The sequence below is a fragment of the Pseudomonas sp. COR18 genome, assembly GCF_048568395.1.
Taxonomy (GTDB): Bacteria; Pseudomonadota; Gammaproteobacteria; order Pseudomonadales; family Pseudomonadaceae; genus Aquipseudomonas; species Aquipseudomonas fuscovaginae_B.
The window spans coordinates 1,539,624-1,564,279 of record NZ_CP183808.1 but is presented as its reverse complement, the minus strand read 5'-3'; the positions used below and the strand labels follow the sequence as shown (position 1 = coordinate 1,564,279).

Annotated in this window: 20 protein-coding genes; 6 read left to right on the top strand and 14 right to left on the bottom strand. The window is 62.8% G+C overall.

What is annotated here, in order from left to right:
* Nucleotides 1–13 precede the first annotated feature (13 nt).
* Nucleotides 14–703 carry an ABC transporter permease gene (locus ACM62G_RS07265; protein ID WP_192842710.1) on the bottom strand — a complete coding sequence of 230 codons (690 nt, stop codon included), beginning with the start codon at nt 701–703 and terminating at the stop codon, nt 14–16.
* Between the two features lie 378 nt (nt 704–1,081).
* On the opposite strand from ACM62G_RS07265, the gene ACM62G_RS07260 reads away from it, so the two are divergent.
* Complete coding sequence (locus ACM62G_RS07260) at nt 1,082–2,665, top strand: peptide chain release factor 3 (protein ID WP_273826278.1); 1,584 nt, start codon at nt 1,082–1,084, stop codon at nt 2,663–2,665.
* A 183-nt stretch (nt 2,666–2,848) separates the two neighbouring features.
* Here the strand turns inward: ACM62G_RS07260 and ACM62G_RS07255 are convergent, their stop codons facing one another.
* The 10 genes from ACM62G_RS07255 to ACM62G_RS07210 all read right to left on the bottom strand — a co-directional run bounded on the left by ACM62G_RS07255 (nt 2,849) and on the right by ACM62G_RS07210 (nt 16,237).
* Entirely contained in the window at nt 2,849–3,817 is a 969-nt protein-coding gene (locus tag ACM62G_RS07255; RefSeq protein ID WP_054058532.1) for a peptide ABC transporter ATP-binding protein, read from the bottom strand.
* Nucleotides 3,817–4,785, bottom strand: a complete 969-nt coding sequence (locus tag ACM62G_RS07250; RefSeq protein ID WP_273826277.1) for an ABC transporter ATP-binding protein — start codon at nt 4,783–4,785, stop codon at nt 3,817–3,819. The genes ACM62G_RS07255 and ACM62G_RS07250 overlap by 1 nt, the downstream gene beginning before the upstream one ends.
* A 10-nt stretch (nt 4,786–4,795) precedes the next feature.
* Nucleotides 4,796–5,707 (bottom strand): ABC transporter permease subunit, encoded by a 912-nt coding sequence (locus tag ACM62G_RS07245; RefSeq protein ID WP_054058533.1) that lies wholly within the window; start codon nt 5,705–5,707, stop codon nt 4,796–4,798.
* A 10-nt stretch (nt 5,708–5,717) separates the two neighbouring features.
* Complete coding sequence (locus ACM62G_RS07240) at nt 5,718–6,728, bottom strand: ABC transporter permease subunit (protein WP_054058534.1); 1,011 nt, start codon at nt 6,726–6,728, stop codon at nt 5,718–5,720.
* 73 nt (nt 6,729–6,801) lie between these two features.
* Nucleotides 6,802–8,397: an ABC transporter substrate-binding protein gene (locus ACM62G_RS07235; RefSeq protein WP_419736933.1), complete on the bottom strand. Its 1,596-nt coding sequence runs from the start codon at nt 8,395–8,397 to the stop codon at nt 6,802–6,804.
* A gap of 91 nt (nt 8,398–8,488) precedes the next feature.
* Nucleotides 8,489–9,868 (bottom strand): OprD family porin, encoded by a 1,380-nt coding sequence (locus ACM62G_RS07230; protein ID WP_054058536.1) that lies wholly within the window; start codon nt 9,866–9,868, stop codon nt 8,489–8,491.
* Nucleotides 9,869–10,037: 169 nt separating this feature from the next.
* Nucleotides 10,038–11,636 (bottom strand): ABC transporter substrate-binding protein, encoded by a 1,599-nt coding sequence (locus ACM62G_RS07225; protein WP_054058537.1) that lies wholly within the window; start codon nt 11,634–11,636, stop codon nt 10,038–10,040.
* A 298-nt stretch (nt 11,637–11,934) separates the two neighbouring features.
* Complete coding sequence (locus ACM62G_RS07220) at nt 11,935–13,560, bottom strand: ABC transporter substrate-binding protein (protein ID WP_054064153.1); 1,626 nt, start codon at nt 13,558–13,560, stop codon at nt 11,935–11,937.
* Between the two features lie 259 nt (nt 13,561–13,819).
* Nucleotides 13,820–15,421, bottom strand: coding sequence for an ABC transporter substrate-binding protein (locus ACM62G_RS07215; protein ID WP_054064154.1), 1,602 nt, complete (start codon nt 15,419–15,421; stop codon nt 13,820–13,822).
* A gap of 105 nt (nt 15,422–15,526) precedes the next feature.
* Complete coding sequence (locus tag ACM62G_RS07210; protein WP_054058540.1) at nt 15,527–16,237, bottom strand: SIMPL domain-containing protein; 711 nt, start codon at nt 16,235–16,237, stop codon at nt 15,527–15,529.
* 221 nt (nt 16,238–16,458) lie between these two features.
* Between ACM62G_RS07210 and ACM62G_RS07205 the strand changes: the two genes are divergently transcribed.
* The 4 genes from ACM62G_RS07205 (at nt 16,459) to ACM62G_RS07190 (ending at nt 20,923) form a co-directional block, all read left to right on the top strand.
* A complete protein-coding gene (locus tag ACM62G_RS07205) occupies nt 16,459–17,718 on the top strand; it encodes an ATP-binding protein (protein ID WP_273826275.1) in 1,260 nt (419 codons plus the stop codon).
* Complete coding sequence (locus ACM62G_RS07200) at nt 17,715–18,275, top strand: response regulator transcription factor (RefSeq protein WP_017904783.1); 561 nt, start codon at nt 17,715–17,717, stop codon at nt 18,273–18,275. Before ACM62G_RS07205 ends, ACM62G_RS07200 begins: the two co-directional genes overlap by 4 nt.
* A 96-nt stretch (nt 18,276–18,371) precedes the next feature.
* Complete coding sequence (locus ACM62G_RS07195; protein WP_419736932.1) at nt 18,372–20,102, top strand: ABC transporter ATP-binding protein/permease; 1,731 nt, start codon at nt 18,372–18,374, stop codon at nt 20,100–20,102.
* A gap of 71 nt (nt 20,103–20,173) precedes the next feature.
* Nucleotides 20,174–20,923, top strand: coding sequence for a FadR/GntR family transcriptional regulator (locus ACM62G_RS07190; protein WP_054058543.1), 750 nt, complete (start codon nt 20,174–20,176; stop codon nt 20,921–20,923).
* 80 nt (nt 20,924–21,003) lie between these two features.
* Here ACM62G_RS07190 and ACM62G_RS07185 read toward each other — a convergent pair whose 3' ends face one another.
* The 3 genes from ACM62G_RS07185 to glsB form a co-directional block, all read right to left on the bottom strand.
* On the bottom strand, nt 21,004–21,204 hold the full coding sequence (locus tag ACM62G_RS07185) for a hypothetical protein (protein ID WP_273826273.1): 201 nt from the start codon (nt 21,202–21,204) through the stop codon (nt 21,004–21,006).
* 14 nt (nt 21,205–21,218) lie between these two features.
* Nucleotides 21,219–22,868, bottom strand: a complete 1,650-nt coding sequence (locus ACM62G_RS07180; protein ID WP_419736931.1) for a phospholipase — start codon at nt 22,866–22,868, stop codon at nt 21,219–21,221.
* A 188-nt stretch (nt 22,869–23,056) separates the two neighbouring features.
* Nucleotides 23,057–23,965 carry a glutaminase B gene (gene glsB / locus ACM62G_RS07175; RefSeq protein WP_054058546.1) on the bottom strand — a complete coding sequence of 303 codons (909 nt, stop codon included), beginning with the start codon at nt 23,963–23,965 and terminating at the stop codon, nt 23,057–23,059.
* A 145-nt stretch (nt 23,966–24,110) separates the two neighbouring features.
* Between glsB and ACM62G_RS07170 the strand changes: the two genes are divergently transcribed.
* Complete coding sequence (locus ACM62G_RS07170; protein ID WP_054058547.1) at nt 24,111–24,605, top strand: hypothetical protein; 495 nt, start codon at nt 24,111–24,113, stop codon at nt 24,603–24,605.
* Nucleotides 24,606–24,656 lie beyond the last annotated feature (51 nt).

Sequence of the window (24,656 nt, the reverse complement as noted above, 5' to 3'; positions counted from 1 at the left end):
TCGTTTCCTTTGCTCAGGCCGGGCGCAGCCCGCGCTCCAGCCAGAGGCGGCTGGCCAGGGTCACCAGGGCGTCGAGCAGCAGCGCCAGCAGGGCGGTGCAGGCGGCACCGAGGATCAGTTGCGGCTGGTTGTTCAGGGCGATGCCGGGGAAGATCAGGCTGCCCAGGCTGTTGGCACCGATCAGGAACGCCAGTGGCGCGGTGCCGACGTTGAGCGCCAGGGCCACCCGCACGCCGCCGATGATGATCGGCACGGCGTTGGGCAATTCGACTTTCCACAGCACCTGGCGCGGGGTCATGCCGATGCCGGTGGCGGCCTCCTTCAGCGAAGCCTCGACGTTCTTCAGGCCTTCGTAGGTGTTGCGCACGATCGGCAGCAGCGAGGCGAGGAACAAGGCCAGGATCGCCGGCCCGGCGCCGATGCCGAGAATCCCCAGGGCGATGGCCAACACCGCCAGCGGGGGCACGGTATTGCCGATGTTGAAGACCTGCATGAAGCGTTCGGCCCGCGCGGCCATGGCCGGGCGACTGAGCAGGATGCCGGCGGGAATGCCGACGACGAGCGCCGCGAACATCGAGGCGAGCACCAGGTAGAGATGCGCTTGCAGGTAGAACCACAGATCGGCCTGGTAGTGCTCGATCGTGCTGATGCCGATCCAGTGGATCAACAGGGCCAGGAGCGCGATCACTGTCACGCCTCCCATAAGCCCCTTGCCATAGCGATTAGCCACAGATGGACTCCTTTTTTCGGTCGGCGAACACTTCCCCGTGAGGCAAAACCATTCCTGGCTGGCGGAAAAGATGTTCGCGAAGAGCAGCCTTGTCCCGGCCGATAAACGGCCATGGGAAAGGCCATGAGCGCCGCCCTCGTCAGGCTAACTGACTGATTTTTCTACACCTGACGAAAGGTCATGACAGGGGAGTGGACGTCTGTGATGTTTAAAAGGTTCCGCAATTGGCAGCATTTGGCCATCTCGCCGGGGGCAGCCGGAGGGCGTCGGTCGGGCTGGCGGTGGCCGCTGGAGTGCAGTCTGGTCTATAATCTGCGCCCTTTTTTTGAATCACCTGTCAGGCGATTTCCCATGACCAACCAGGCCGCCGAAGTCGCGAAACGCCGCACCTTCGCCATCATTTCCCACCCGGATGCGGGTAAGACCACCATCACCGAAAAGCTCTTGCTGATGGGCAAGGCGATTTCCGTGGCCGGTACGGTGAAGTCGCGCAAGTCCGACCGCCACGCCACCTCCGACTGGATGGAGATGGAGAAGCAGCGCGGTATTTCCATTACCACCTCGGTCATGCAGTTCCCGTATCGCGAGCACATGATCAACCTGCTCGACACCCCTGGCCACGAAGACTTCTCGGAAGACACCTACCGGACCCTGACCGCCGTGGACTCGGCGCTGATGGTGCTCGACGGCGGTAAGGGCGTCGAGCCGCGGACCATCGCCCTGATGGACGTCTGCCGCCTGCGCGATACGCCGATCGTCAGCTTCATCAACAAGCTCGACCGCGATATCCGCGACCCGATCGAACTGCTCGACGAAATCGAGGCGGTGCTGAAGATCAAGGCCGCGCCGATCACCTGGCCGATCGGCTGCTACCGCGACTTCAAGGGCGTGTACCACCTGGCGGGCGACTACATCATCGTCTACACCCCGGGTCACGGCCATGAGCGCACCGAGGTGAAGATCATCGAGAAGCTCGACTCGCCGGAGGCTCGCGCCCACCTGGGTGACGAGTACGAGCGCTTCCTCGAACAGTTGGAACTGGTGCAGGGCGCCTGCCACGAGTTCAACCAGGAGGAATTCCTCACTGGCCAGATGACCCCGGTGTTCTTCGGTACCGCGCTGGGCAACTTCGGTGTCGACCATGTGCTCGACGCGGTGGTCGACTGGGCGCCGATGCCGCTGGCCCGTGTGGCCAACGAGCGTTCGGTGGAGCCGGTGGAGGAGAAGTTCACAGGTTTCGTGTTCAAGATCCAGGCAAACATGGACCCCAAGCACCGCGACCGTATCGCCTTCATGCGTATCTGCTCCGGCAAGTACGACAAGGGCATGAAGATGCGTCACGTGCGCACCGGCAAGGACGTGCGCATCGGCGACGCGCTGACCTTCTTCTCCTCCGAGCGTGAGCAACTGGAAGAGGCCTACGCCGGCGACATCATCGGCCTGCACAACCACGGCACCATCCAGATCGGCGATACCTTCACCGAAGGCGAGGCGCTGGGCTTCACCGGTATCCCGCACTTCGCCCCGGAACTGTTCCGCCGTGTGCGCCTGCGTGACCCGCTCAAGTCCAAGCAACTGCGCCAGGGCCTGCAGCAACTGGCGGAAGAGGGTGCGACCCAGGTGTTCTTCCCCGAGCGCAGCAACGACATCATTCTGGGCGCCGTCGGTGTGCTGCAGTTCGATGTGGTCGCCAGCCGCCTGAAGGAGGAATACAAGGTCGAGTGCTCCTACGAGCCGATCACCGTGTGGTCCGCGCGCTGGATCGAATGCAGCGACAAGAAGAAGCTCGAGGAATTCAGCAACAAGGCGGTGGAAAACCTGGCGCTGGACGGCGGCGGTCACCTGACCTACCTGGCCCCGACCCGGGTCAACCTGGCGCTGATGGAAGAGCGCTGGCCGGATGTGAAATTCCGCGCCACTCGCGAACATCATTGATTCGCCATTGGCGGATGTGAAGCCCCGAAAACCCCGCTGCCTGGCAGCGGGTTTTTTTTATTACGATCAAGCGTGTCAGCCATGAAAAAGCCCCTACTGCCAGGTCGATGCGCAACCTGACGGAAGGGGCTGGGTTTGGGGTTTCAGCGCTCTCGCAGGTTCTGGAGAGCGCTTTTTACTGCCCTACAGGAACTGCTCGGCGTAGTGGCAGGCAACCTGGCGGGTATCCACCTGGCGCAGTTCCGGCAGTTCGGTCGCGCAGCGCTCGGTGGCGTACGGGCAGCGCTTGTGGAATGCACAGCCACTCGGCGGGTTGAGCGGGTTGGGCAATTCGCCGGCGATCTTGATCTTCGGCTTCAGCGGGTCTGGGTGAATCGCCGGGGTCGCCGACAGCAGCGCCTGGGTGTAGGGGTGCAACGGACGCTCGTAGATGTCTTCCTTGGGGCCCATTTCCGCAGGACGCCCGAGGTACATCACCAGCACCTGGTCGGCGACGTGGCGCACCACCGCCAGGTTGTGGGAGATGAACACGTAGGCGGTGTTGAACTCCTGCTGCAGGTCCATGAACAGGTTCAGCACCTGGGCCTGGATCGACACGTCGAGCGCCGAGGTCGGCTCGTCCGCCACCAGCACCTTGGGCTGCAGCATCATGGCGCGGGCCAGGGCGATCCGCTGGCGCTGACCACCGGAGAACATGTGCGGGTAGCGCTGGTAATGCTCAGGGCGCAGGCCCACCTGCTTCATCATCGCCTGGACTTTCTCGCGGCGTTCGGCGGCCGACAGCCTGGTGTTGATCAGCAGCGGCTCGCCGAGCTGGTCACCGATCTTCTGCCGTGGGTTGAGCGAGGCGTACGGGCTCTGGAACACCATCTGCACGTCCTTGCGCAGTTGCTTGCGCTGGGCCTTGTCGGCGCCGGCGACTTCCTGGCCGGCGATCTTCAGCGAGCCGGAGGACGGTTCCTCGATCAGGGTCAGGGCGCGGGCCAGGGTGGACTTGCCACAGCCCGATTCGCCGACCACGGCCAGGGTCTTGCCGGCCTCCAGCTCGAAGGACACACCGTTGAGGGCGCGCACGGTGGCGTGGCCCTTGAACAGGCCACGGGACACTTCGTAGTGACGGGTGAGGTCGCGGGCGGTAAGAACGACGGCCATTACGCCACCTCCTGGTTCAGCGGGTAGAAGCAACGGGCAAGGCTATTGGTTTTCGGGTCCAGGGCCGGACGCTGCTGCCGGCAGTTTTCCTGCACGTACGGGCAGCGTGGCGACAGCAGGCAACCCTGCGGCCGGTCGTAGCGGCCGGGCACGATGCCCGGCAGGGTCGACAGGCGCTCGGCTCCCAGGCTGTGCTCCGGGATCGCCTTGAGCAGCGCTTCGCTGTAGGGGTGTGCCGGGATGTCGAACAGACCGGGGACCTGCCCGACTTCCACCGCTTGCCCGGCGTACATCACGCAGACCCGCTGGGCGGTTTCCGCCACCACCGCGAGGTCGTGGGTGATCAGTACCAGGCCCATGTTCTGCTCCTGCTGCAGGCTGATCAGCAGGTCCATGATCTGCGCCTGGATGGTCACGTCGAGGGCGGTGGTCGGTTCGTCGGCGATCAGCAGTTTCGGCTCGCCGGCAATCGCCATGGCAATCGCCACGCGTTGGCTCATGCCGCCGGACAGTTGGTGCGGGTAGGCGTCCATGCGGCTCGCGGCGCCCGGGATCTCGACTTTCTCCAGCAGCTCGATGGCCCGCTTGCGCGCCTGCTTGCCGGACATCTTCAGGTGCAGGCGCAGGACTTCCTCGATCTGGAAGCCCACGGTGTAACTGGGGTTCAACGCGGTCATCGGGTCCTGGAAGACCATCGCCAGGTCCTTGCCGACGATCTGCCGGCGCTGGCGGGCGTTGAGGGTGAGCATGTCCTTGCCGTCGAAGCGCAGGGCGTCGGCGGTGACGATACCGGGGTGCTCGATCAGGCCCATCAGCGCCATCATGGTCACGGATTTACCGGAACCCGACTCGCCGACGATCGCCAGGACCTCGCCCTTGTTCACGCTCAGGTCGAGGCCGTCGACCACCGGAACGGCGTTCTTGTCGCCGAAGCGGACGTTGAGATTCTTGATTTCTAGCAGTGACATGGGAATCTCCTCAGGCGGCATTCTTGAGTTTCGGGTCCAGCGCGTCGCGCAGGCCGTCGCCCATCAGGTTGATTGCCAGCACGCTGAGCAAAATGGTCAGGCCGGGCAGGCTCACCACCCACCAGGCGCGTTCGATGTAGTCGCGGGCCGAGGCCAGCATGGTGCCCCATTCCGGGGTCGGCGGTTGTACGCCGAGGCCGAGAAAGCCCAGGGCGGCCGCGTCGAGGATGGCCGAGGAGAAGCTCAGGGTCGCCTGGACGATCAGCGGTGCCATGCAGTTGGGCAGCACGGTGATGAACATCAGGCGTGGCAGGCCGGCACCGGCGAGGCGGGCGGCGGTCACGTAGTCGCGGTTCAGTTCGCCCATCACCGCGGCGCGGGTCAGGCGCACGTAGGACGGCAGCGACACGATGGCGATGGCGATCACGGTGTTGATCAGGCCAGGGCCGAGGATGGCGACGATCGCCACGGCCAGCAGCAGCGACGGCAGGGCGAGCATGATGTCCATCAGACGCATGATGGTCGGCCCGAGGACGCGCGGGAAGAAGCCGGCCAGCAGGCCCATCAGGATCCCGGGGATCAGCGACATCACCACCGAGGACAGGCCGATCAGCAGCGACAGGCGCGAGCCCTGGATCAGCCGCGACAGCAGGTCACGACCCAGTTCGTCGGTGCCCAGCAGGAACTGGGCCTGGCCACCTTCGAGCCAGGCCGGTGGGGTGAGCAGGAAGTCGCGGAACTGCTCGCTTGGGTCGTGTGGCGATACCCAGGGGGCGAAGATTGCGCAGAAGATCACCAGCAGCATGAACAGCAGGCCGGCGACGGCGCCCTTGTTGCGGGCGAAGGCCTGCCAGAATTCCTTGTAGGGTGATGGGTACAGCAGGCTCTGGTCGACTGCTGCTGAGGAGATTGGAGTACTCATGAATAGGCTCTCAGCGCTGGTGACGGATACGTGGGTTGGCAAGGCCGTAGAGGATGTCCACCACGAAGTTGACCAGGATCACGATGCAGGCGATCAGCAGGATGCCGTTCTGCACCACCGGATAGTCCCGGGCGCCGATGGCTTCGATCAGCCACTTGCCGATGCCGGGCCAGGAGAAGATGGTTTCGGTCAGGACCGCGCCGGCCAGCAGTGTGCCGACCTGCAGGCCCATCACGGTCAGTACCGGGATCAGCGCGTTGCGCAGGCCGTGGACGAACACCACGCGGGCCGGCGACATGCCCTTGGCGCGGGCGGTGCGGATGTAGTCCTCGCGTAGGACTTCGAGCATCGACGAGCGGGTCATCCGGGCGATCACCGCCAGCGGGATGGTGCCCAGTACGATGGACGGCAGGATCATGTGGTGCAGGGCGTCCCAGAACGCATCCGGCTCGCCGCTGAGCAGGGTGTCGATCAGCATGAAGCCGGTCTTCGGCTCGATGTCGTAGAGCAGGTCGATCCGCCCGGAAACCGGGGTCCAGCCCAGGGCGACCGAGAAGAACATGATCAGGATCAGGCCCCACCAGAAGATCGGCATCGAATATCCGGCAAGGGAGATGCCCATGACCCCGTGGTCGAACAGCGATCCTCGCTTGAGGGCGGCGATCACCCCGGCCAGCAGGCCGAAGACGCCGGCGAACAGCAGGGCGGAGATCGACAGTTCCAGGGTGGCGGGGAACAGCGCGGTGAATTCGGTCCAGACACCGGTGCGGGTGCGCAGGGATTCACCGAGATCGCCGTGGGCCAGCTTGCCCACGTAGTCGATGTATTGTTCGTAGAGCGGCTTGTTCAGGCCAAGGCGTTCCATCGCCTGTGCGTGCATCTGCGGGTCGACCCGACGCTCGCCCATCATGACTTCCACGGGGTCGCCAGGGATCATGCGAATCAGCGCGAAGGTCAACAGCGTGATGCCGAAAAACGTGGGGATCAATAACCCCAGTCGGCGGGCAATAAAACTAAACATCTTGTTGTGTACCTCATCAGCCGGTTAGGCGTGCCGGTCGCGGCCCCGGGTAGGGCCGCTCCCTGCGTGTTTTCTACTTCACCTGGGTCGTGGCGAAGTTATTGGTGGACAGCGGGTTAATGTGATAACCCTCTACGTTCTTGCGCATGGCGGTGAACATCTTGGGATGCGCCTGGTCGACCCAGAGTACCTGGTCGTGCAGGATATCCAGGGCTTTTTCGTAGAGCGCGGCGCGTTCGGCCGGTTCCGTCCTGGCCCGGGCCTGGTCGATCAGCGTCTGGAATTGCGGGTTGCACCAGCGGCTGTAGTTTTCGCCGTTTTTGGCGGCTTCGCAACTCATCAGCGGGCTGAGGAAGTTGTCCGGATCACCGTTGTCGCCGCTCCAGCCGGCGGACACCAGGTCGTGTTCGCCCTTTTTCGCGCGCTTGAGCATTTCGGCCCATTCCATGACGCGGATGTCGATCTTGATACCGACCTTGGCCAGGTCCGACTGGATCAGTTGCGCACCCAGTTGCGGGTTCGGGTTGGTCGGGCCGCCGCCGTTGCGGGTGTAAAGGGTGAAGACCGTGCCTTCGGGCACGCCGGCTTCCTTGAGCAGGGCGCGGGCTTTTTCCAGGTCCTGCGGCGGGTTCTTCAGCTTGTCGTTGTAGCCCAGCAGGGTTGACGGGTAGGGGTTGACCGCGGCGATGGCGTTGCCCTTGCCGTACAGGGTGTCGACGTAGGTCTGCTTGTCCAGGGCCAGTTCGATGGCCCGGCGCACCCGCACGTCGCTCAGGTACTTGTGCTCGGTGTTGATGGCGGTGTAGCCGGTGGCCATGGCCGCCATGCTGACCACCTGCAGGTTCGGATCGGCCTGGATGCTCGGCACGTCATCCGGTTTCGGATACAGCGCCACCTGGCACTCGTTGGCCCGCAGCTTCTGCAGGCGGGTGTTGTTGTCCGGGGTGATGGCGAAGACCAGGACCTCGGCCGGCGGCTTGCCACGGAAATAGTCCGGGTTGGCCTTGTAGCGCACCTGGGCATCCTTGGCATAACGCTGGAACACGAACGGGCCGGTGCCGATCGGCTTGGCGTTCAGATCGTCCTGCTTGCCGGCCTTGAGCAACTGGCCTGCGTATTCGGCGGAGTGGATCGAGGTGAAGGCCATGCCCAGGTCGAGCAGGAAGGGCGCTTCGGGACGGGACAAGGTGAAACGCACGGTCATGTCGTCGACTTTCTCGACGTTCTTCAACAGGTCCTGGAAGCCCATGCTTTCAAAATAGGGGAAGCCCACCGTGGACTGCTTGTGCCAGGGGTGGTTCGGGTCCAGCTGGCGCTGGAAGCTCCAGAGCACATCGTCGGCATTGAGCTCGCGGGTCGGCTTGAAGTAATCGGTGGTGTGGAACTTGACGCCCTTGCGCAGATGGAACGTGTACTGCAGGCCGTCGGGGCTGATTTCCCAGCTTTCGGCCAGGGCCGGCTGGATCTCGGCGGTGCCCGGCTTGAAGTCCACCAGGCGGTTGAACAGGGTCTCGGCCGCGGCGTCGGAAGTGACGGCGGTGGTGTACAGCACCGGGTCGAAACCTTCCGGGCTGGCTTCGGTGCAAACCACCAAGGGTTTTGCCGAAACGCCGACGGCTATGGTCAGCAGGCTGGCTGCGACGGCCGCCCGCAGGGAAAGCATCTTCATATAAACCCTCCGTAATCAAATGAGCCAGATTAGTCGCTGGGGCCGATTCGTCGAGCCGGCCCCGGCGTCGTTGCCTATCGGGATCCCGGGATCAAAGAATCTTGAACGGGATGGTGGTGACCAGACGGAACTCGTTGAGGTTGCCGTCGGCCTGGTTTTCCGAGGCACGGTGAGTGGTGTAGGTGGCGCGAATGGCGGTGGCCTTCAGCGGACCGCTCTGCACCGCGTAGGAGGCGCCGATGCCGTATTCGTAGTGGTGCTCACCGTTCATGTTGCGCACGTCATAGGCGGTGCCGGTGTAGTGGGTACCGTCGATGCCCCAGCCGCGAGCCTGGTAGATGTTGAACTTCAGGCCTGGCACACCGTATTCGGCCATGTTCAGACCGTAGGCGATCTGGAAAGATTTCTCGTTCGGGCCGTTGAAGTCCGACAGCAGGGAGTTGGCCAGGTAGATGCCGTTGGTTTCGTGCAGGTAGTCGAAGTACTCGTTGCCGTTGATCTCCTGGTAGGAGAAGGTCAGGCTGTGGGCCTGGTGGGTCAGGCCGAAGGACAGCGAGTAGGTGTCGTTGTCGATCTCACCCATCTTCTTTTTGCCGGTGTCGACGGTCTTGTAGTAGTTCAGGCCGGTGGTCAGGCTCAGCACCGAGCTGTCGCCCAGGTCGTGGGTGGCACCGAAGTAGTACTGGTTCCAGAAATCTTCGACGTGGGCGCCGTAGAGACTGGTCTTCAGGCTCTTGAATGGCTGGTAGTTGATGCCGGCGGTGTTGACGTGGTCGGTCTCGGCACCGTTGTTGGTGTACTCGGAACGGAATTTCGACAGGCTCTGCTCGGTCCGTGGCGAGACGCGATCGAAGGTGGCGACGTCGAAGGACAGGTTGTTCAGCTCTTCGCTGTGCAGGCTCACACCTTCGAAGCTGGAAGGCAGCGCACGGTTGCCGATGGTGTCGACGATCGGGGTGCTGAAGTTCTGGCGGCCGGCGGTCAGGGTGGTGTTCGACACGCGGAACTTGACGTTGGCCAGGCCCAGCTTGCTCCACTGGCCGACGGCGTCGCCGTCGCTGTGGGTCAGGGTCCGGTTGCCACCGCCGGCCAGGTCCTTGCGGTCACGGTCCAGGGCGATGGCGTTGTAGGCGGCGACTTCGGTGCTGACGCCGACGGTACCCTGGGTGAAGCCCGAGGTGTAGTTCAGGATGGTGCCCTGGACCCAGTTGATACGACGTGGGGTCGGAGTCGGGGTGTCGCCGCCTTTCTTGTAGGAGAAACGGTCATCACGGCGTTTCAGTTCGTTGGCGTACCAGTTACGGGTCGTACCGCCCAGGCTCTGGCCGTCGATGAAGCCCTTGGCTTCACTCTGGGCATTGCTGGTGTTGAGGCCGGTCGGAATGAATTCCTGGCTTTGCGATTCCGCATGGGCCATCAGGCTGGCACTACTGATTGCTAAGGCTAACAACGCTTTCTGAGAGAGTTTCAACGTAAAGCTCCTTTATTTTCTTTTTTGGTTACCGGCCTTTTAGGTATGCCGGTTGTTTGGGGTGAACTCTTTTTCTTGTCGCAAACGTTTGCTTGGCAGTGATTCGCCGAATTTCGGCTGCAAGATTGCGTGAGGGCGAAATTCGCCCCCAACGCGTGGGTCATGGTTTTTATTGTTCGATACTGACGCCCGAGAACGAGTTGCGACCGAAGGGGCTGACCTTGAAGTCATGCACCTTGGCGCTTAACGGCTGGTTCACCGTCGAGTGGGCGATCGGGGTGATGGGCACCTGCTGCTTGAGCAACTGCTGGGCCTGCTTGTAAAGCACTGTCCGCTGGTCACGGTCAGTGACGATCTTGGCTTGCTTGATCAGCTTGTCGTATTGCGGGTCGCACCACATGGAGTAGTTGTTGCCGCCGATCGCGTCACAGCTGTAGAGCGTGCCGAGCCAGTTGTCCGGGTCGCCGTTGTCACCGGTCCAGCCGATCAGGCTGATGTCGTGCTCGCCATTCTTGGTGCGCTTGATGTATTCGCCCCATTCGTAGCTGACGATCTTCACCTTGAGGCCGATCTTCGCCCAGTCGGCCTGGAGCATTTCGGCCATCAGCTTGGCGTTGGGGTTGTACGGACGCTGGACCGGCATGGCCCACAGGGTGATCTCGGTACCTTCCTTGACGCCGGCGGCCTTGAGCAGTTCCTTGGCCTTTTCCGGGTCGTAGGCGGCGTCCCTGATGGTGTCGTCATAGGACCACTGGGTCGGCGGCATGGCGTTGACCGCCAGTTGACCGGCGCCCTGGTAGACCGCGTTGAGGATGCTCGGCTTGTTCACCGCCATGTCCAGGGCCCGGCGCACTTCAGGCTGGTCGAACGGCTTGTGGCGGACGTTGTAGGCGATGTAGCCGAGGTTGAACCCCGGTTTTTCGATCACCTGCAGCTTGGGATCGCTCTTGAGCGCCGGGACGTCGGCCGGGCGTGGGTGCAAGGTCACCTGGCATTCATTGCGCTTGAGTTTCTGTACGCGTACCGAGGCATCGGTGTTGATCGAGAAGATCAGCTGGTCGAGCTTGACCTTCTCCGGGTCCCAGTAGTGGTTGTTGGCGGCGTAGCGGATCTGCGTGTCCTTCTGGTAACGCTGGAACACGTAGGGCCCGGTGCCGATGGGCTGCTGGTTGATCTCGCTCGGGTTGCCGGCCTTGAGCAACTGTTCGGCGTACTCGGCGGAGAGGATCGAGGCGAAGCTCATGGCGAGGTTCTGGATGAACGCGGCGTCGACGCTGTTGAGGGTCATGACCACGGTCAGCGGCCCGGTCTTTTCGACCTTGGCGATATTCTTGTTCAGGCTCATCCCGGTGAAGTAGGGGAACTCGGTGGGGTAGGCCTTGCGGAACGGGTGTTCGGGATCGAGCATGCGGTTGAAGGTGAACAGCACGTCGTCGGCATTGAAGTCGCGATGGGGGGTGAAGTACTTGGTGGTGTGGAACTTCACGCCTTCGCGCAGGTGGAAGGTATACACCAGGCCATCCGGCGAGATATCCCAGCTCTTGGCCAGCGCCGGTGCGACGGTGGTCTCGCCTCGGACGAATTCCACCAGCCGGTTGTAGATCGGCTCGGCGGCATCGTTGTCGGTCGCGGCGGTGTACTGCGCGGTGTCAAACCCGGCCGGGCTGCCCTCGGAGCAGAACACCAGGCTACCGGCAGCCTGGGCGCAAGCAGTGCCCGCCAGCAGGGCGGTACTGATCAAAGCGGATAAAACGAAGGTATGGCGCATGACGATCTCAATCCATTTTTATTGTCGTTGGTGAGCAATTGCCATGTCGTGCTACATGGAAACATCACCAACCCAGTCAGTCGAATACAGCAGTGCCGCTCATCAGCATGTGTCGGTGATGTCCTGACGTTATGGCGCCAAGTCAATGCCGTAAATGCGTAGAGCCTGAGAGAGTTGTAGGAAAAAACTGCGCTTCTGACTCATCTTTCCTAAGTCGGACGGTCAGGGAGAGGGCAATTCCTGCAATTCTGGCGGGTAGCGCAAAGGCGACGTGTTGCGACGTCGCCTTTGCGGGACCTTACTTGCTGACGCTGACGCCGTAGAACGAGTTCAAGCCGAACGGGCTGATCTTGAAGTCTTTCACGGTAGCGCTCATGGGTTGATACACCGTCGAGTGCGCGATCGGTGTGTACGGGACATCATCCTTGAGAATGTGCTGGGCCTGCTTGTACAGCTCGGTGCGCTTGGCCTGGTCGGAGGTCGACTTGGCTTCCTTCATCAGGCTGTCGTATTTCGGCGTGCAGTACTTCGAGAAGTTGTTGCCGTTGATGGCATCGCAACCGAACAGTACGTTCAGCCAGTTGTCCGGGTCACCGTTGTCACCGCTCCAGCCGATGATCATCGCCTGCTGCTCGCCGGCCTTGGCGCGCTTGAGGTATTCACCCCACTCATAGCTGACGATCTTCACGTTCAGGCCGATGTTCTTCCAGTCGGACTGGAGCATTTCCGCCATCAGCTTGGCGTTGGGGTTGTACGGACGCTGGACCGGCATGGCCCACAGCTTGATCTCGGTGCCTTCCTTGATGCCCGCTTCCTTGAGCAGTTGCTTGGCTTTCTCGGGATCGTACTTGGCATCCTTGATGGTGGTGTCGTAGGACCACTGGGTCGGCGGCATGGCGTTGACGGCCAGCTGGCCGGCGCCCTGGTACACCGATTCGATGATCTGCGGCTTGTTCACGGCCATGTCCAGCGCCTGGCGAACGCGCAGGTCGGCCAGCGGGTTGGCGGCGGTTTCGCCCTTGAGCACCGGCATCACGTTATAGGCGATGTAGCCCAGGTTGAAACCGGCCTGGCTTGGCATCTGCAGTTTCGGGTCGGCCTTGAGCGGCGCGAGGTCGGCCGGGCGCGGATAGACGCTGACCTGGCACTCGTTCTTCTTGAGTTTCTGCATCCGCACCGAGGCATCGGTGGTGATGGCGAAGATCAGGTTGTCGATCTTCACGTCTTCAGGCTTCCAGTACTCCTTGTTCCCGGTGTAGCGGATGTTGGAGTCTTTCTGGTAGCTCTTGAACACGAACGGACCGGTGCCGACCGGCTTCTGGTTGATGTCGCTGGCCTTGCCTTCCTTGAGCAGCTTGTCGGCGTACTCGGCGGACTGGATGGAGGCGAAGCTCATCGCCAGGTTCTGGATGAAGGCGGCATCGACGGCTTTCAGAGTGAACTTGACGGTGTGGTCGTCGAGCTTCTCGACCTTCGCGATGTTGGTGTCCATCCCCATGTCGGTGAAGTACGGGAACTCGGTCGGGTAGGCCTTGCGGAACGGCATGTCCTTGTCGAGCATGCGGTTGAAGGTGAAGAGCACGTCGTCGGCGTTGAAATTGCGCGTCGGCTTGAAGTAATCGGTGGTGTGGAACTTGACCCCTTCGCGCAGGTGGAAGGTGTAGGTCAGGCCGTCGGGCGAAATGTCCCAACTGGTCGCCAGGCCAGGAACCACGGCGGTGCCGCCACGTTCAAACTGGCTCAGACGGTTGAAGACGGTTTCGGCAGAGGCATCGAAGTCGGTTCCGGCGGTGTATTGGCCAGGATCGAAACCGGCCGGGCTCCCTTCGGAGCAGTACACCAGGTTTGTCGCTGCGAGGGCGAACGGTGCGCAGGCCAGGAGGCCTGCGCCAACAAAAAACGGAATGACTGCTTTTTTAAGCATTGGTGGCCTCATGATTTGTTGTCATTTTTGGTTGTGAGGACGACCTCGTGAGTCGACCTGCGGATACTTATGCAGGCCCTGTACCCATTGCAAGATGCAGATAGGCTGCAAGTCTCAAAGTGTGGCACGAACGTACAGGAATGTCGCAAATGTATAAATACTGACGCATTTGACCGTTTGCATCGGGTTTTTCCGGTGCAAACGGCGCACTGCGAGTGGGCAAGCGGGGCGTCTGGCGCACCCGGTTGGGGCGTTGGTGTTACTTATCCAGACTCACGCCGTAGAAGGGGGTCAGGCCGAATGGACTGATCCTGAAATCACGGACTTCCTTGCGCAGCGGCTGGAATACCGTCGAGTTGGCGATCGGTGTGATCGGCACCTGTTCCTTGAGGATTTTCTGCGCCTGTTGATAGAGCTTCACCCGCTCATCGCGGTTGCTGGACAGCTTGGCCTTCTGGACCAGCTTGTCATAGTCCGGGTCGCACCACTTGGCGTAGTTGCTGCCCTTGACCGCGGCGCAGCTGTACAGCACGCCCAGCCAGTTGTCCGGGTCGCCGTTGTCGCCGGTCCAGCCATAGATCATCGCGTCATGCTCGCCATTCTTGGCGCGCTTGATGTACTCGCCCCACTCATAGCTGACGATGTTGGCCTTGATCCCGACCTTGGCCCAGTCCTGTTGGATCATTTGCGCCGACATCCGCGCATTGGGGTTCGACGCGCGCTGCACGGTCATTGCCCACAGGTCGATGCGGGTGCCGGGCGCGACACCGGCCTCCTTGAGCAGCGCCTTGGCCCTGGTCGGATCGTAGGGCGCATCCTTGATGTTCGGGTCGAACGACCACTGCGCCGGTGGCAGGGCGTTCTGCGCCAGTTGCCCGGCGCCCTGGTACACCGCCTTGATGATCGCCGGCTTGTCGATGGCCATGTCCAGCGCCTGGCGGACCTTTAGCTGGTCGAGTGGCTTGTGGGTGACGTTGTAGGCCAGAAAGCCCAGGTTGAAGCCGGCCTGTTGCAGCACCTGCAGGTTCGGGTCCTGCTTCATCACTTCGATGTCGGCCGGGCGCGGGTAGCCGCTGACCTGGCATTCACCGGCCTTGAGCTTCTGCAGGCGGGCGGCGGCATCCGGGGTGATGGCGAAGACCAGGTTGTCGAGCTTGACGTCCTCGGGTTTCCAGTAGGCCTTGTTGGCGCTGTAGCGGATCTGCGCATCCTTCTGGTAGCGCTTGAACACGAATGGCCCGGTGCCCACCGGTTTCTGGTTGAGTTCCTCGGCCTTGCCCTCCTTGAGCAGCTTGTCGGCGTATTCGGCGGACTGGATCGAGGCGAAGCTCATCGCCAGGTTCTGCACGAAGGCCGCATCGACATTGTTCAGGTTGAAGCGCACGGTCTGTTCGTCGAGTTTCTCGATGTTCCTGATCGTGGTGTCCAGGCCCATGTCGGTGAAGTACGGCGACTCGGAAGGGTAGGCCTTGCGGAACGGCATGTTCTTGTCGAGCAGACGGTTGAAGGTGAACAGCACGTCGTCGGCGTTGAAGTCGCGGCTCGGGGTGAAATAGTCGGTGGTGTGGAACTTCACGCCCTGGCGCAGGTGGAAGGTGTAGGCCAGGCCGTCCGGGGACACTTCCCAACGGGTGGCCAGGCCGGGCTCGACCTCGGTGCCGCCACGCTTGAACTGGGTCAGGCGGTTGAACACGGTTTCCGCCGAGGCATCGAAGTCGGTGCCGCTGGTGTACTGGCTGGGGTCGAAGCCGGCCGGGCTGGCCTCCGAGCAGTAGACCAGGGTGCTGGCGGCCTGGGCCAGCGGAGCGCAGGCCAACAGGCCGGCGGCAAGGAGCAGCGGTTTGAATACGGTTCTTTCCATGGAATCCCCTGGGAGTGCCTTTAGCGAGCGAAAAAAAAACGGCGGTCACCGAGGTTACCGCCGTTGCGGGCCGCTTAGAAAGCACTTGTGGGGCTTTGGCCGGGCTTATTGCAGGACTTCGATCACGCCGTCGGCACTCATCTTCACTTCGCTGGTACCGGCCTCGACTTCCGGTGCCGGTGCCGAATCCATCGCGGCCGCCTTCATCATCATCGGAGCGCGGGCGTAGGGCTGTGGATAACCGCCGCTGTTGAGGTTCAGGTTGACGATCTTGTAGCTCTTGCCGCCGAGAGCTTCGGTGGCGATCTGGGCGCGGGCCTTGAAGGCGTTGACCGCGTCCTTGAGCAGGGCGTCCTCGCTGGTCTTGCGCGCTGCGGTGGAGATGGCGAAGTTCATGCTGTCCATCTTCAGGGTCTGCATCAGGTCGCCGGTGAGCTTGGACAGGGCGGCGAAGTCCGGGCTTTCCAGGCGCAGTTCGGCGCGCTCCTGCCAGCCGGTGATCTTCTGGGTCTTGCTGTCGTAGATCGGGTAGCTGTTGCGCGAGCCCTGGCGCAGGGTCACGGCCTTCACTTCACGGGCCTCGCCAAGGGCCTTGTTCATGGTGGTGGTGATCTGTGCGGCGAGCTTGGCCGGGTCGGCATTCTGCGCCTCGGTGTAGAGGGTGACGATCATCAGGTCGCGCGCCACTTCCTGGCTGGCTTCGGCCCGCAGGGAGACCTGGTTGTAATGAAGCTCATCGGCAGCCAACGCCGGCAGGCTGGCCAGTGTGGCGGTGCTGAGGGCGATCAGGGTGGCGCTGCGAGTGAACCGTTGCATAGAGACTCCTTGAGATACGGGACGCGACGGTCGTCGGGCGATGTCGCGTGAATCCATCAGACTCTAGCGGTTATCGTCGGTTTCACCCAATTACAACTTCTATACATATGTAAGGAACTGTTGTCGGGAGAGCTGTGGCCGTTTGCCGCACTTTTGCCAGACGGGCGCCCGGCTTGGGTATACTCGTGAGGGTCCGCCTGGAGCGCTCATCAGGAGAGCTCATGCTCGCCCCCTTTCAATTGCTGTCCGCGACTCGCCAGAATCTCTGGCGCCTGACGTTCATCCGTATCCTGGTGCTGGCTGCCCAGGCCGGCTCGGTAGGCATTGCCTACGGCTTCGAACTGCTGCCGCTGCCCTGGTTGCAACTGTGGACCACACTGGCCTGCTCCGCGGTGCTGTGCGCCTTCACCGTCGTGCGCCTGCGCACCACCTGGCCGGTCACCGAACTCGAGTATGCCGTGCAACTGGCCTGCGACCTGTTCATCCACAGTGCGCTGCTGTATTTCTCCGGTGGTTCGACCAACCCCTTCGTGTCCTATTACCTGGTGCCGCTGACCATCGCCGCGGTGACCTTGCCCTGGCGTTTCTCGCTGGTGCTTTCCGGCGTCGCGCTGGCGCTGTACACCCTGCTGCTGGTGCAGTTCTACCCCTTGGAAACCTTGCCGATCTCGCGGGAAAAACTGCAGATTTACGGCATGTGGCTGAGCTTCGCCCTGGCCGCCGCGGTGATCACCTTCTTTGCCGCGAAGATGGCCGAGGAGCTGCGCCGCCAGGAAGAACTGCGCGCGCTGCGCCGTGAAGAGGGCCTGCGTGACCAGCAACTGCTGGCCGTGGCGACCCAGGCTGCCGGTGCCGCCCATGAACTGGGTACGCCGCTGGCAACCATGAGCGTGCTGCTCAAGGAAATGCGCCAGGACCATCCGGACCCCCTGCTCCAGGACGACCTGAGCGTGCTCCAGGACCAGGTCAAGCTGTGCAAGGAGACCCTGCAGCAACTGGTGCGCGCCGCCGAGGCCAATCGCCGGCTGGCGGTGCAGATGCAGGACGTCACCGTCTGGCTCGACGAGGCGCTGAACCGCTGGCACCTGATGCGCCCGGAAGCCAGCTACCGCTTCCAGCGCCTGGGGCAGGGCGAGGTGCCGCGCCTGGCCCCGCCGCCGGACCTGACCCAGGCCCTGCTCAACCTGTTGAACAACGCCGCCGATGCCTGCCCCGAAGGCCTGGAAGTGCGACTCGACTGGGATGAGGAGAACTTCACCATCAGTATTCGCGACCACGGCGCCGGTGTGCCGCTGGCCATCGCCGAGCAGATCGGCAAGCCGTTCTTTACCACCAAGGGCAAGGGCTTCGGCCTCGGCCTGTTCTTGAGCAAGGCCAGCGTGACACGCGCTGGCGGCTCGGTGAAACTCTACAGTCATGAGGAAGGTGGCACGCTCACCGAGCTGCGCCTGCCCCGTGTTGCCCGAGGAGACGAAGCATGAGTGACGAGATCCAGGTCGAAGGCGAGGAACTGCCGCACCTGTTGCTGGTGGATGACGACGCCACCTTTACCCGTGTGATGGCACGGGCCATGAGCCGCCGCGGTTTCCGCGTCAGCATCGCCGGTTCCGCCGAAGAGGGGCTGATCCTGGCCCAGCAGGACCTGCCGGACTATGCCGCGCTGGACCTGAAGATGGAGGGCGACTCCGGCCTGGTGCTGCTGCCCAAGCTGCTGGAACTGGATCCGGAGATGCGTGTGCTGATCCTGACCGGCTATTCCAGCATCGCCACCGCGGTGGAGGCGATCAAGCGCGGTGCCTGCAACTACCTGTGCAAGCCGGCGGATGCCGACGACGTGCTGGCGGCCCTGCTTTCCGAGCATGCCGACCTCGACACCCTGGTACCGGAAAACCCGATGTCGGTGGACCGCCTGCAGTGGGAACACATCCAGCGGGTGCTCACCGAGCACGAGGGCAACATCTCCGCGACGGCCCGTGCCCTGGGTATGCACCGGCGGACCCTGCAGCGCAAATTGCAGAAACGGCCGGTGCGCCGCTGAACCGGCGCTGAACGGAATCCTTTCAAGCTGCACGCCTGCCCAGGCGAATCATCTATGATCGGTTGGTGAAATTTCTTACGCCAACCGAGCCTTAGAATGACTAAGAACGCTGAATATTCCGCGGTCAACGATGCAGTAAAAGGTCAGTTTTTTCGTAGGGTCTGGCAGTTGGCCTCGCCTTACTGGCGCAGTGAGGAGAAGGGCAAGGCCTGGTTGCTGCTGATCAGCGTGGTGGCACTTTCGCTGTTCAGCGTCGGCATCTCGGTCTGGCTCAACAGTTGGTACAAGGACTTTTACAACGCCCTGCAGGAAAAGAACAGCGAGGCCTTCTGGCACCTGATCCTGTATTTCGGCGCGATCGCCGCCGTCGCCATCCTGGGGGCGGTGTATCGGCTCTACCTGACTCAGATGCTGACCATCAGTTGGCGGCGCTGGCTGACCGAGCAGCACTTCAAGCGCTGGCTAGAGCACAAGAACTACTACCAGATGGAGTCGGGCGGGCACACCGACAACCCCGACCAGCGGTTGAGCGAAGACCTCAACAGTTTCACCAGCGACACCCTGACCCTGAGCCTCGGGCTGTTTCGCACGGTCGTCAGCCTGGTGTCGTTCTCGATCATCCTCTGGGGCGTTTCGGGGAGCATCGAGGTCTTCGGCATCACCATCCCCGGCTACATGTTCTGGTGTGCCTTCCTCTACGCGGCCGTCGGCAGTTGGCTGACCCGGGTGATCGGCAGCAGCCTGATCCCGCTGAACAACCAGCAGCAGCGCTTCGAAGCCGACCTGCGTTTCTCCCTGGTGCGGGTGCGCGAGAATGCCGAAAGCATCGCCCTGTACGATGGCGAGCCGAACGAGAACCAGCGCCTGAGCAGCCGTTTCGGCAAGGTCTGGTCCAACTACTGGGCGCTGATGCGGGTCACCAAGCGCCTGACCTTTTTCACCTCCGGTTATGCCCAGATCGCGATCATCTTCCCCTTCATCGTCGCCGCGCCACGCTACTTCGCCGGCAAGATTCAGCTCGGCGAACTGATGCAGATCAACTCGGCGTTTGGCAATGTGCAGGAGAACTTCAGCTGGTTCATCGATGCCTACTCGAACATCGCGGTATGGAAGGCCACCTGCGACCGTCTGCTGAGTTTTCGCCAGGCCATGCTCGATAACGAGGAGCGTGCCGCGGCCATCGACGTGCAGAACCAGGGCGACAGCTTGCAGGTGAGCGACCTGAGCCTGGACCTGGCGGATGGTCGGCACCTGCTGGCCGGGGCGAACATGGCGGTGGCGGCGGGCGAGCGGGTAATGCTCAGCGGGCGTTCCGGCAGCGGCAAGAGCACCCTGTTGCGGGCCATGGGCAAGCTCTGGCCACGGGGGCGCGGCAGCATTCGGCTACCGGCTGCGCGTTCGTTGTTCCTGCCACAGAAGCCTTATCTGCCGATCGGCAGCCTGCGCGAGGTGATGAGTTATCCACAGCCGGGCGATGCCTATCCGGACCCGCGTTACCAGGAGGTCCTGCACACCTGCCGCCTTGGACATCTTGCCGGCCGCCTCGAGGAGAGCAATCATTGGCAGCGCATGTTGTCGCCGGGTGAGCAGCAACGCCTGGCCTTCGCCCGGGCACTGCTGTATGCCCCGCAATGGCTGTTCCTCGATGAGGCCACGGCAGCGATGGACGAGGAGGATGAAGCGGCGCTGTACCAGGCACTGATCGACCAGATCCCCGGCCTGAGTATCGTCAGCGTTGGCCACCGCAGCAGCCTGAACAAGTTCCATCCGCGGCATCTGCGTATCGAACAGGGACATCTGGTCACTCAGGAGCCGGTCGGCGCATAGTCGGACGGTGATCGTACAACCGCGTTGAGCTATCATGGGGCTCAGCCGTTCAGCCGAGATAGATGTTCGATATGGAAAACCAGAGCGCCGCGCTCCGCGCACCTCGCAAGCGCCGCAGTCTTGCCCAGGAATTGGTCACGGTCCTGACCGAGCAGATTCGTGATGGCCAGCTCAAGCGCGGCGACAAGCTGCCCACCGAGTCGGCGATCATGGACGCCCACGGCGTCAGCCGCACGGTGGTGCGCGAGGCGATTTCCCGCCTGCAGGCGGCAGGGCAGGTGGAGACCCGCCACGGCATCGGCACCTTCGTGCTGGACACGCCGAGCCCGAGCGGTTTCCGTATCGACCCGGCGACGGTGGTGACCCTGCGTGATGTGCTGGCGATCCTCGAATTGCGTATCAGTCTGGAAGTGGAATCGGCCGGCCTGGCGGCGCAACGGCGCTCGCCCGAGCAACTGGCGGCGATGCGCGCGGCACTGGATGCGCTGAACGACAGCGTGGCCCATGCCAGCGATGCGGTGGCCTCCGATTTCCAGTTCCACCTGCAGATCGCCCTGGCCACCGGCAACCGCTACTTCACCGACATCATGACCCACCTGGGCACCAGCATCATTCCGCGCACGCGCCTGAATTCCGCACGCCTGGCCCATGATGACCAGCAGCACTACATGAATCGGCTGGGGCGCGAGCACGAGGAGATCTACGAGGCCATCGCCCGTCAGGACTCCGACGCGGCGCGGGCGGCGATGCGCCTGCACCTGACCAACAGCCGCGAGCGGTTGCGCCAGGCCCATGAAGAGGCCGAGGCGCAGACTGAGTAGGCTTGCGTCAGCGTTCTTCGCGGGCAAGCGCCGCGCCTGCAGGCAGCCTGCAGGCGCGTGGCTTGCCCGCGGATAGCGGTTCAGATGACCGCTCCCCCTGCCAGGATCGTGCGATCCACGCGTATGGCCCACTGCACGGCTTTCGCCGATACATCGAACACCACTTTCCCGGTGTCATCCGCCTTCGCCCGGGCCACTGCCACGCCATCGGCCAGCAGTTCCAGGGGCATATCCCTGAGCGACTGGCCGCTAGCCAGTGCGAGTCTTACGGTAAAGGTCATCGTTGATCTCCCTGTCATTGATGGTTGTCGATAAAGGTCGTTGCCTGGTTGTCCAGCGTGCCGATCCGTTCCGGTGAGCCACCGCGGAACTGGCGGAACACGTTGCGTCCGGTCGCGCCGGAGGCGGCAGTGATCGGTACGTTGAGGGTCGGCTGGAAGCGGTCGGTCAGTTCGGCATAGGTCGTCCAGGGTCCGATGTAGGATTCGTCCAGCCCCTTGCTGTAGCTGAAGGCATAGCGCACGGCATTTCCCGGCAGCCAGTTGGGTTCGCTGGCGGTGCGGCTCTGCCAGCCATCGGCGCTGATGGTCGGGGCGACGCCGGGCGGGTTCAGGTAGCCCGAGGGCTTGTTCGGCTGATAGTCCTTGAGCAGCAGGTAGGTGCTCCAGCCCCACCAGTTGTCGCTCTGGTTGCGGTCATTGAGGTCGTTGACGTCCTTGCGGCGCAGCACGTTCCCGCCCTTGAGGGCGAACAGCGGGGCGAAATTCAGGCGGTCCTGGCGGTCTTCGACTTTTGCCAGGTCGGGCACCGAGCCCAGGGCGGCGTAACGTTCGGCCGGCACCACAACACCGCTGAGGTAGGCGGCGAACACCTCGTCCGCCGACTGCTGCACCGCTTGCCTGACCTGGCGCCGGTTACTGTCGTCGATGCTGTCGAAGTAACGCTTGTCGCCGTAGCAGTTCCACTGTTCACCGCGGGCGTTGCGGACTTTCAAACCGTACTGGCTGTCCTCGTCGTGCATGAAGCGCGAGATCAGCGAGCCGACGTCGCTGGGGGTGACGCTGTCGGCCAGTTGCTTGCGGGGGACGCGCAAGTGGCCGGCGGAAAACAGGTCGGTGAGGAAGTGGTCGGCAAAAGCGTTCATTGCATAGGCCAGTTCCAGATCCTGGTCCTTGCCGCTCTGGCGGGCCACCAGCGCCTGTTGCAAGGCCACGGCGTGACCGGCCTGGTAGGCGAGCAGGGCCCATGGGCCGAAGTGGTCCCAGTTGCTGGCGGCCAGTTTCAGGTAGCGGCCGAGGGGGAAGAGCGGCGAGGCGATGCTGCCGCCGCCGGTGATCCTGTTCCATTCGCCCGACAGGGTATCGCCCAGTTCGTCATAGGCCTCGTGCGGTTGCCGGCCATCGCGGATCGCCTGGTTGGCGGCATTGATCTCGGTTTTCATCACCTGCAGGATATTCTGCGCTTCCTCGCGGGAGGCGGGCAGCACGGCCAGCGAGTCGAAGGCTGCGCGAAAGCGCGTCTGGCGGTCCTGCGCGGTGTTGCCGTCGGCGATCGGCCGGTCTGGGATGCCGTAGAAGTCGCCGCCCAGGGCGATGATCTGCCCGTAGGTCAGGGCCAGGCCGTTATTCAGGTGCAGCTCCACCTGCCAGGCGGGAATGGCCGGTGCGTTTTCGGCGAAGCGCAGCAGGGTGGCATCGCCGATGGCGGTGTGCTCGCCGCCTTCGAAGCGGACCTGGGGCGACCCCTTGAGTTGGCTGGCGGGTCCGTTCGGCAGGTGTTCGGGCCGGTGATACTTGAGGGTGTGATGCCCTTCGGCGAGCAGGACGATGGTGCTGCCATCGCCGGGGATTGCAATGCCCTGTTGGCTGAAGAGGCTGTCCAGTTCGGCAATGAGTTTGCCGTCGTGCAGCAGGTTTCGCTGCGGTGTGCGTTCAATGGCTGACATTTCTAGCTCCTTGATATGTCATCGTTTTGTTCAATTTAACTGTATGGATATACAGTTAAACGGGAGCATAGATGGAATATTTCCTACGTCAAGGGCGGAAAAGTCTGTGGGACCTGCTGATCTTTGCGATTGAGTTTGTGCGATGACATACGGATGCTGATGAGGCCGTGCATTGCGCACGGCCTTGGTCAGAACACCGACCAGCCGATCCGTTGGCTCAGCAGCTCCAGCGCCGCCATGCCCGCCAGCGAGTTGCCGGCGGTGTTGAGCTCCGGCGACCAGACGCAGATGGTGAACCGTCCCGGTACCACCGCGACGATCCCGCCACCCACGCCGCTCTTGCCCGGCAGGCCGACCCGGTAGGCAAAGTTGCCGGCCTCGTCGTACAGCCCGCTGGTGGCCATGATCGAGTTGACCTGTTGGGTCTGGCGCGCCGTCAGGACCTGCTCGCCGCTGTGCTTGCAGAAGCCGTCGTTGGCCAGGAAGCCGAAGGCGCGGGCCAGGTCGATGCAGTTCATGCGCAGGGCGCAATGGCTGAAGTAGCTGCGCAGCACCGTTTCCACATCGTTGTGAAAATTGCCGAACGACTGCATCAGGTAGGCCATCGCCGCGTTGCGGGCGCGATGCTGGTATTCCGAGTCGGCGACCTTGCCGTCGACCATCACCTGCAGGTTGCCGGACAGCCGTCGCACGAAGTCGCGCATCGACAGGGCCGGGGCGGCGAAGCGCGACTGGTTGATGTCGCAGATCACCAGGGCGCCGGCATTGATGAACGGGTTGCGCGGGCGTCCGCGTTCGAACTCCAGCTGCACCAGCGAGTTGAACGGCTGGCCGGACGGCTCGTGACCCAGGCGCTCCCAGATCGCTTCGCCGGAATGGTTGATCGCCTGGACCAGGCTGAATACCTTGGAAATACTCTGGATCGAGAAGGGCGTCTGTGCATCGCCAGCGTAGTACAGCTCGCCATCGTTGCCGTACACGGCGATGCCCAACTGGTTGGCCGGCACATCGGCCAGCGCCGGGATGTAATTGGCCACCTTGCCCTGGCCGATCAGGGGACGCACTTCATCGAGGATTTCGTTCAACAGCGCTTGCATGCTCGAACTCGCAGTCACTTCCCGCGGGTTGCGGGACTACAAGCTGCTAGACGCCGGGCGCAGGCTTTGAAGCACAGTTTTTATTGCGAGCAAGCGCCGTGTTGCTCTGTGCTAGAGTGCCCTGCCAAGCGCCCTGGAGCCTGTCATGCCCGTTTCGATCCGCCATGCCGCGACGCTGTTGATGTTCGCCGGACTGCCCCTGACCGTCGACGCCGCGCCGGGGGCGCCCCTGCACGGGCAATACCTGCCTCCGGACGACCTGTCCCTGCGCCGCGCCGAGCCGGAGCAGCAGCAACTGTTGCAGGTCACCGAGTATTCGGTGGTGATCGGCAGCCAGCGCCAGTCCAACCAGCAGCCGATTCCGGTGACCTCGTCGCTGCTGGTGCGCCTCAAGGGCAAGCCGTTGAGCAAGGGCGCGACCGTCAACCAGGTGCTGGTCAGCTTCGACGGCGAGAGCAAGAGCCTGAAAAAACCGACGTTCGACGAGGCGAGCAAGACCCTGAACCTGTATTACCCGCTGACCCAGTACCGGGTGGTCATGGACCTTTTGCGCAACGACACGGTGTATTGCCAGTTCCTGAGCTACGCCAACGGCCATATCTGGGCCGACCTGCATACCGGATCAGTTCGTACTCGTTGAGAGCGGAGCAGATGCGGGGGTAAACTGCCCGCCCCGTGTAATATCTGTGGC

Coding starts and splice junctions, on each gene's coding strand:
- ACM62G_RS07260 (WP_273826278.1), top strand. CDS start 1,082: ATGACCAACCAGGCCGCCGAAGTCGCGAAACGCCGCACCTTCGCCATC.
- ACM62G_RS07225 (WP_054058537.1), bottom strand. CDS start 11,636: ATGCGCCATACCTTCGTTTTATCCGCTTTGATCAGTACCGCCCTGCTG.
- ACM62G_RS07200 (WP_017904783.1), top strand. CDS start 17,715: ATGAGTGACGAGATCCAGGTCGAAGGCGAGGAACTGCCGCACCTGTTG.
- glsB (WP_054058546.1), bottom strand. CDS start 23,965: ATGCAAGCGCTGTTGAACGAAATCCTCGATGAAGTGCGTCCCCTGATC.
- ACM62G_RS07240 (WP_054058534.1), bottom strand. CDS start 6,728: ATGTTTAGTTTTATTGCCCGCCGACTGGGGTTATTGATCCCCACGTTT.
- ACM62G_RS07220 (WP_054064153.1), bottom strand. CDS start 13,560: ATGCTTAAAAAAGCAGTCATTCCGTTTTTTGTTGGCGCAGGCCTCCTG.
- ACM62G_RS07255 (WP_054058532.1), bottom strand. CDS start 3,817: ATGGCCGTCGTTCTTACCGCCCGCGACCTCACCCGTCACTACGAAGTG.
- ACM62G_RS07215 (WP_054064154.1), bottom strand. CDS start 15,421: ATGGAAAGAACCGTATTCAAACCGCTGCTCCTTGCCGCCGGCCTGTTG.
- ACM62G_RS07235 (WP_419736933.1), bottom strand. CDS start 8,397: ATGAAGATGCTTTCCCTGCGGGCGGCCGTCGCAGCCAGCCTGCTGACC.
- ACM62G_RS07195 (WP_419736932.1), top strand. CDS start 18,372: ATGACTAAGAACGCTGAATATTCCGCGGTCAACGATGCAGTAAAAGGT.
- ACM62G_RS07265 (WP_192842710.1), bottom strand. CDS start 703: ATGGGAGGCGTGACAGTGATCGCGCTCCTGGCCCTGTTGATCCACTGG.
- ACM62G_RS07210 (WP_054058540.1), bottom strand. CDS start 16,237: ATGCAACGGTTCACTCGCAGCGCCACCCTGATCGCCCTCAGCACCGCC.
- ACM62G_RS07245 (WP_054058533.1), bottom strand. CDS start 5,707: ATGAGTACTCCAATCTCCTCAGCAGCAGTCGACCAGAGCCTGCTGTAC.
- ACM62G_RS07170 (WP_054058547.1), top strand. CDS start 24,111: ATGCCCGTTTCGATCCGCCATGCCGCGACGCTGTTGATGTTCGCCGGA.
- ACM62G_RS07180 (WP_419736931.1), bottom strand. CDS start 22,868: ATGTCAGCCATTGAACGCACACCGCAGCGAAACCTGCTGCACGACGGC.
- ACM62G_RS07190 (WP_054058543.1), top strand. CDS start 20,174: ATGGAAAACCAGAGCGCCGCGCTCCGCGCACCTCGCAAGCGCCGCAGT.
- ACM62G_RS07185 (WP_273826273.1), bottom strand. CDS start 21,204: ATGACCTTTACCGTAAGACTCGCACTGGCTAGCGGCCAGTCGCTCAGG.
- ACM62G_RS07250 (WP_273826277.1), bottom strand. CDS start 4,785: ATGTCACTGCTAGAAATCAAGAATCTCAACGTCCGCTTCGGCGACAAG.
- ACM62G_RS07205 (WP_273826275.1), top strand. CDS start 16,459: ATGCTCGCCCCCTTTCAATTGCTGTCCGCGACTCGCCAGAATCTCTGG.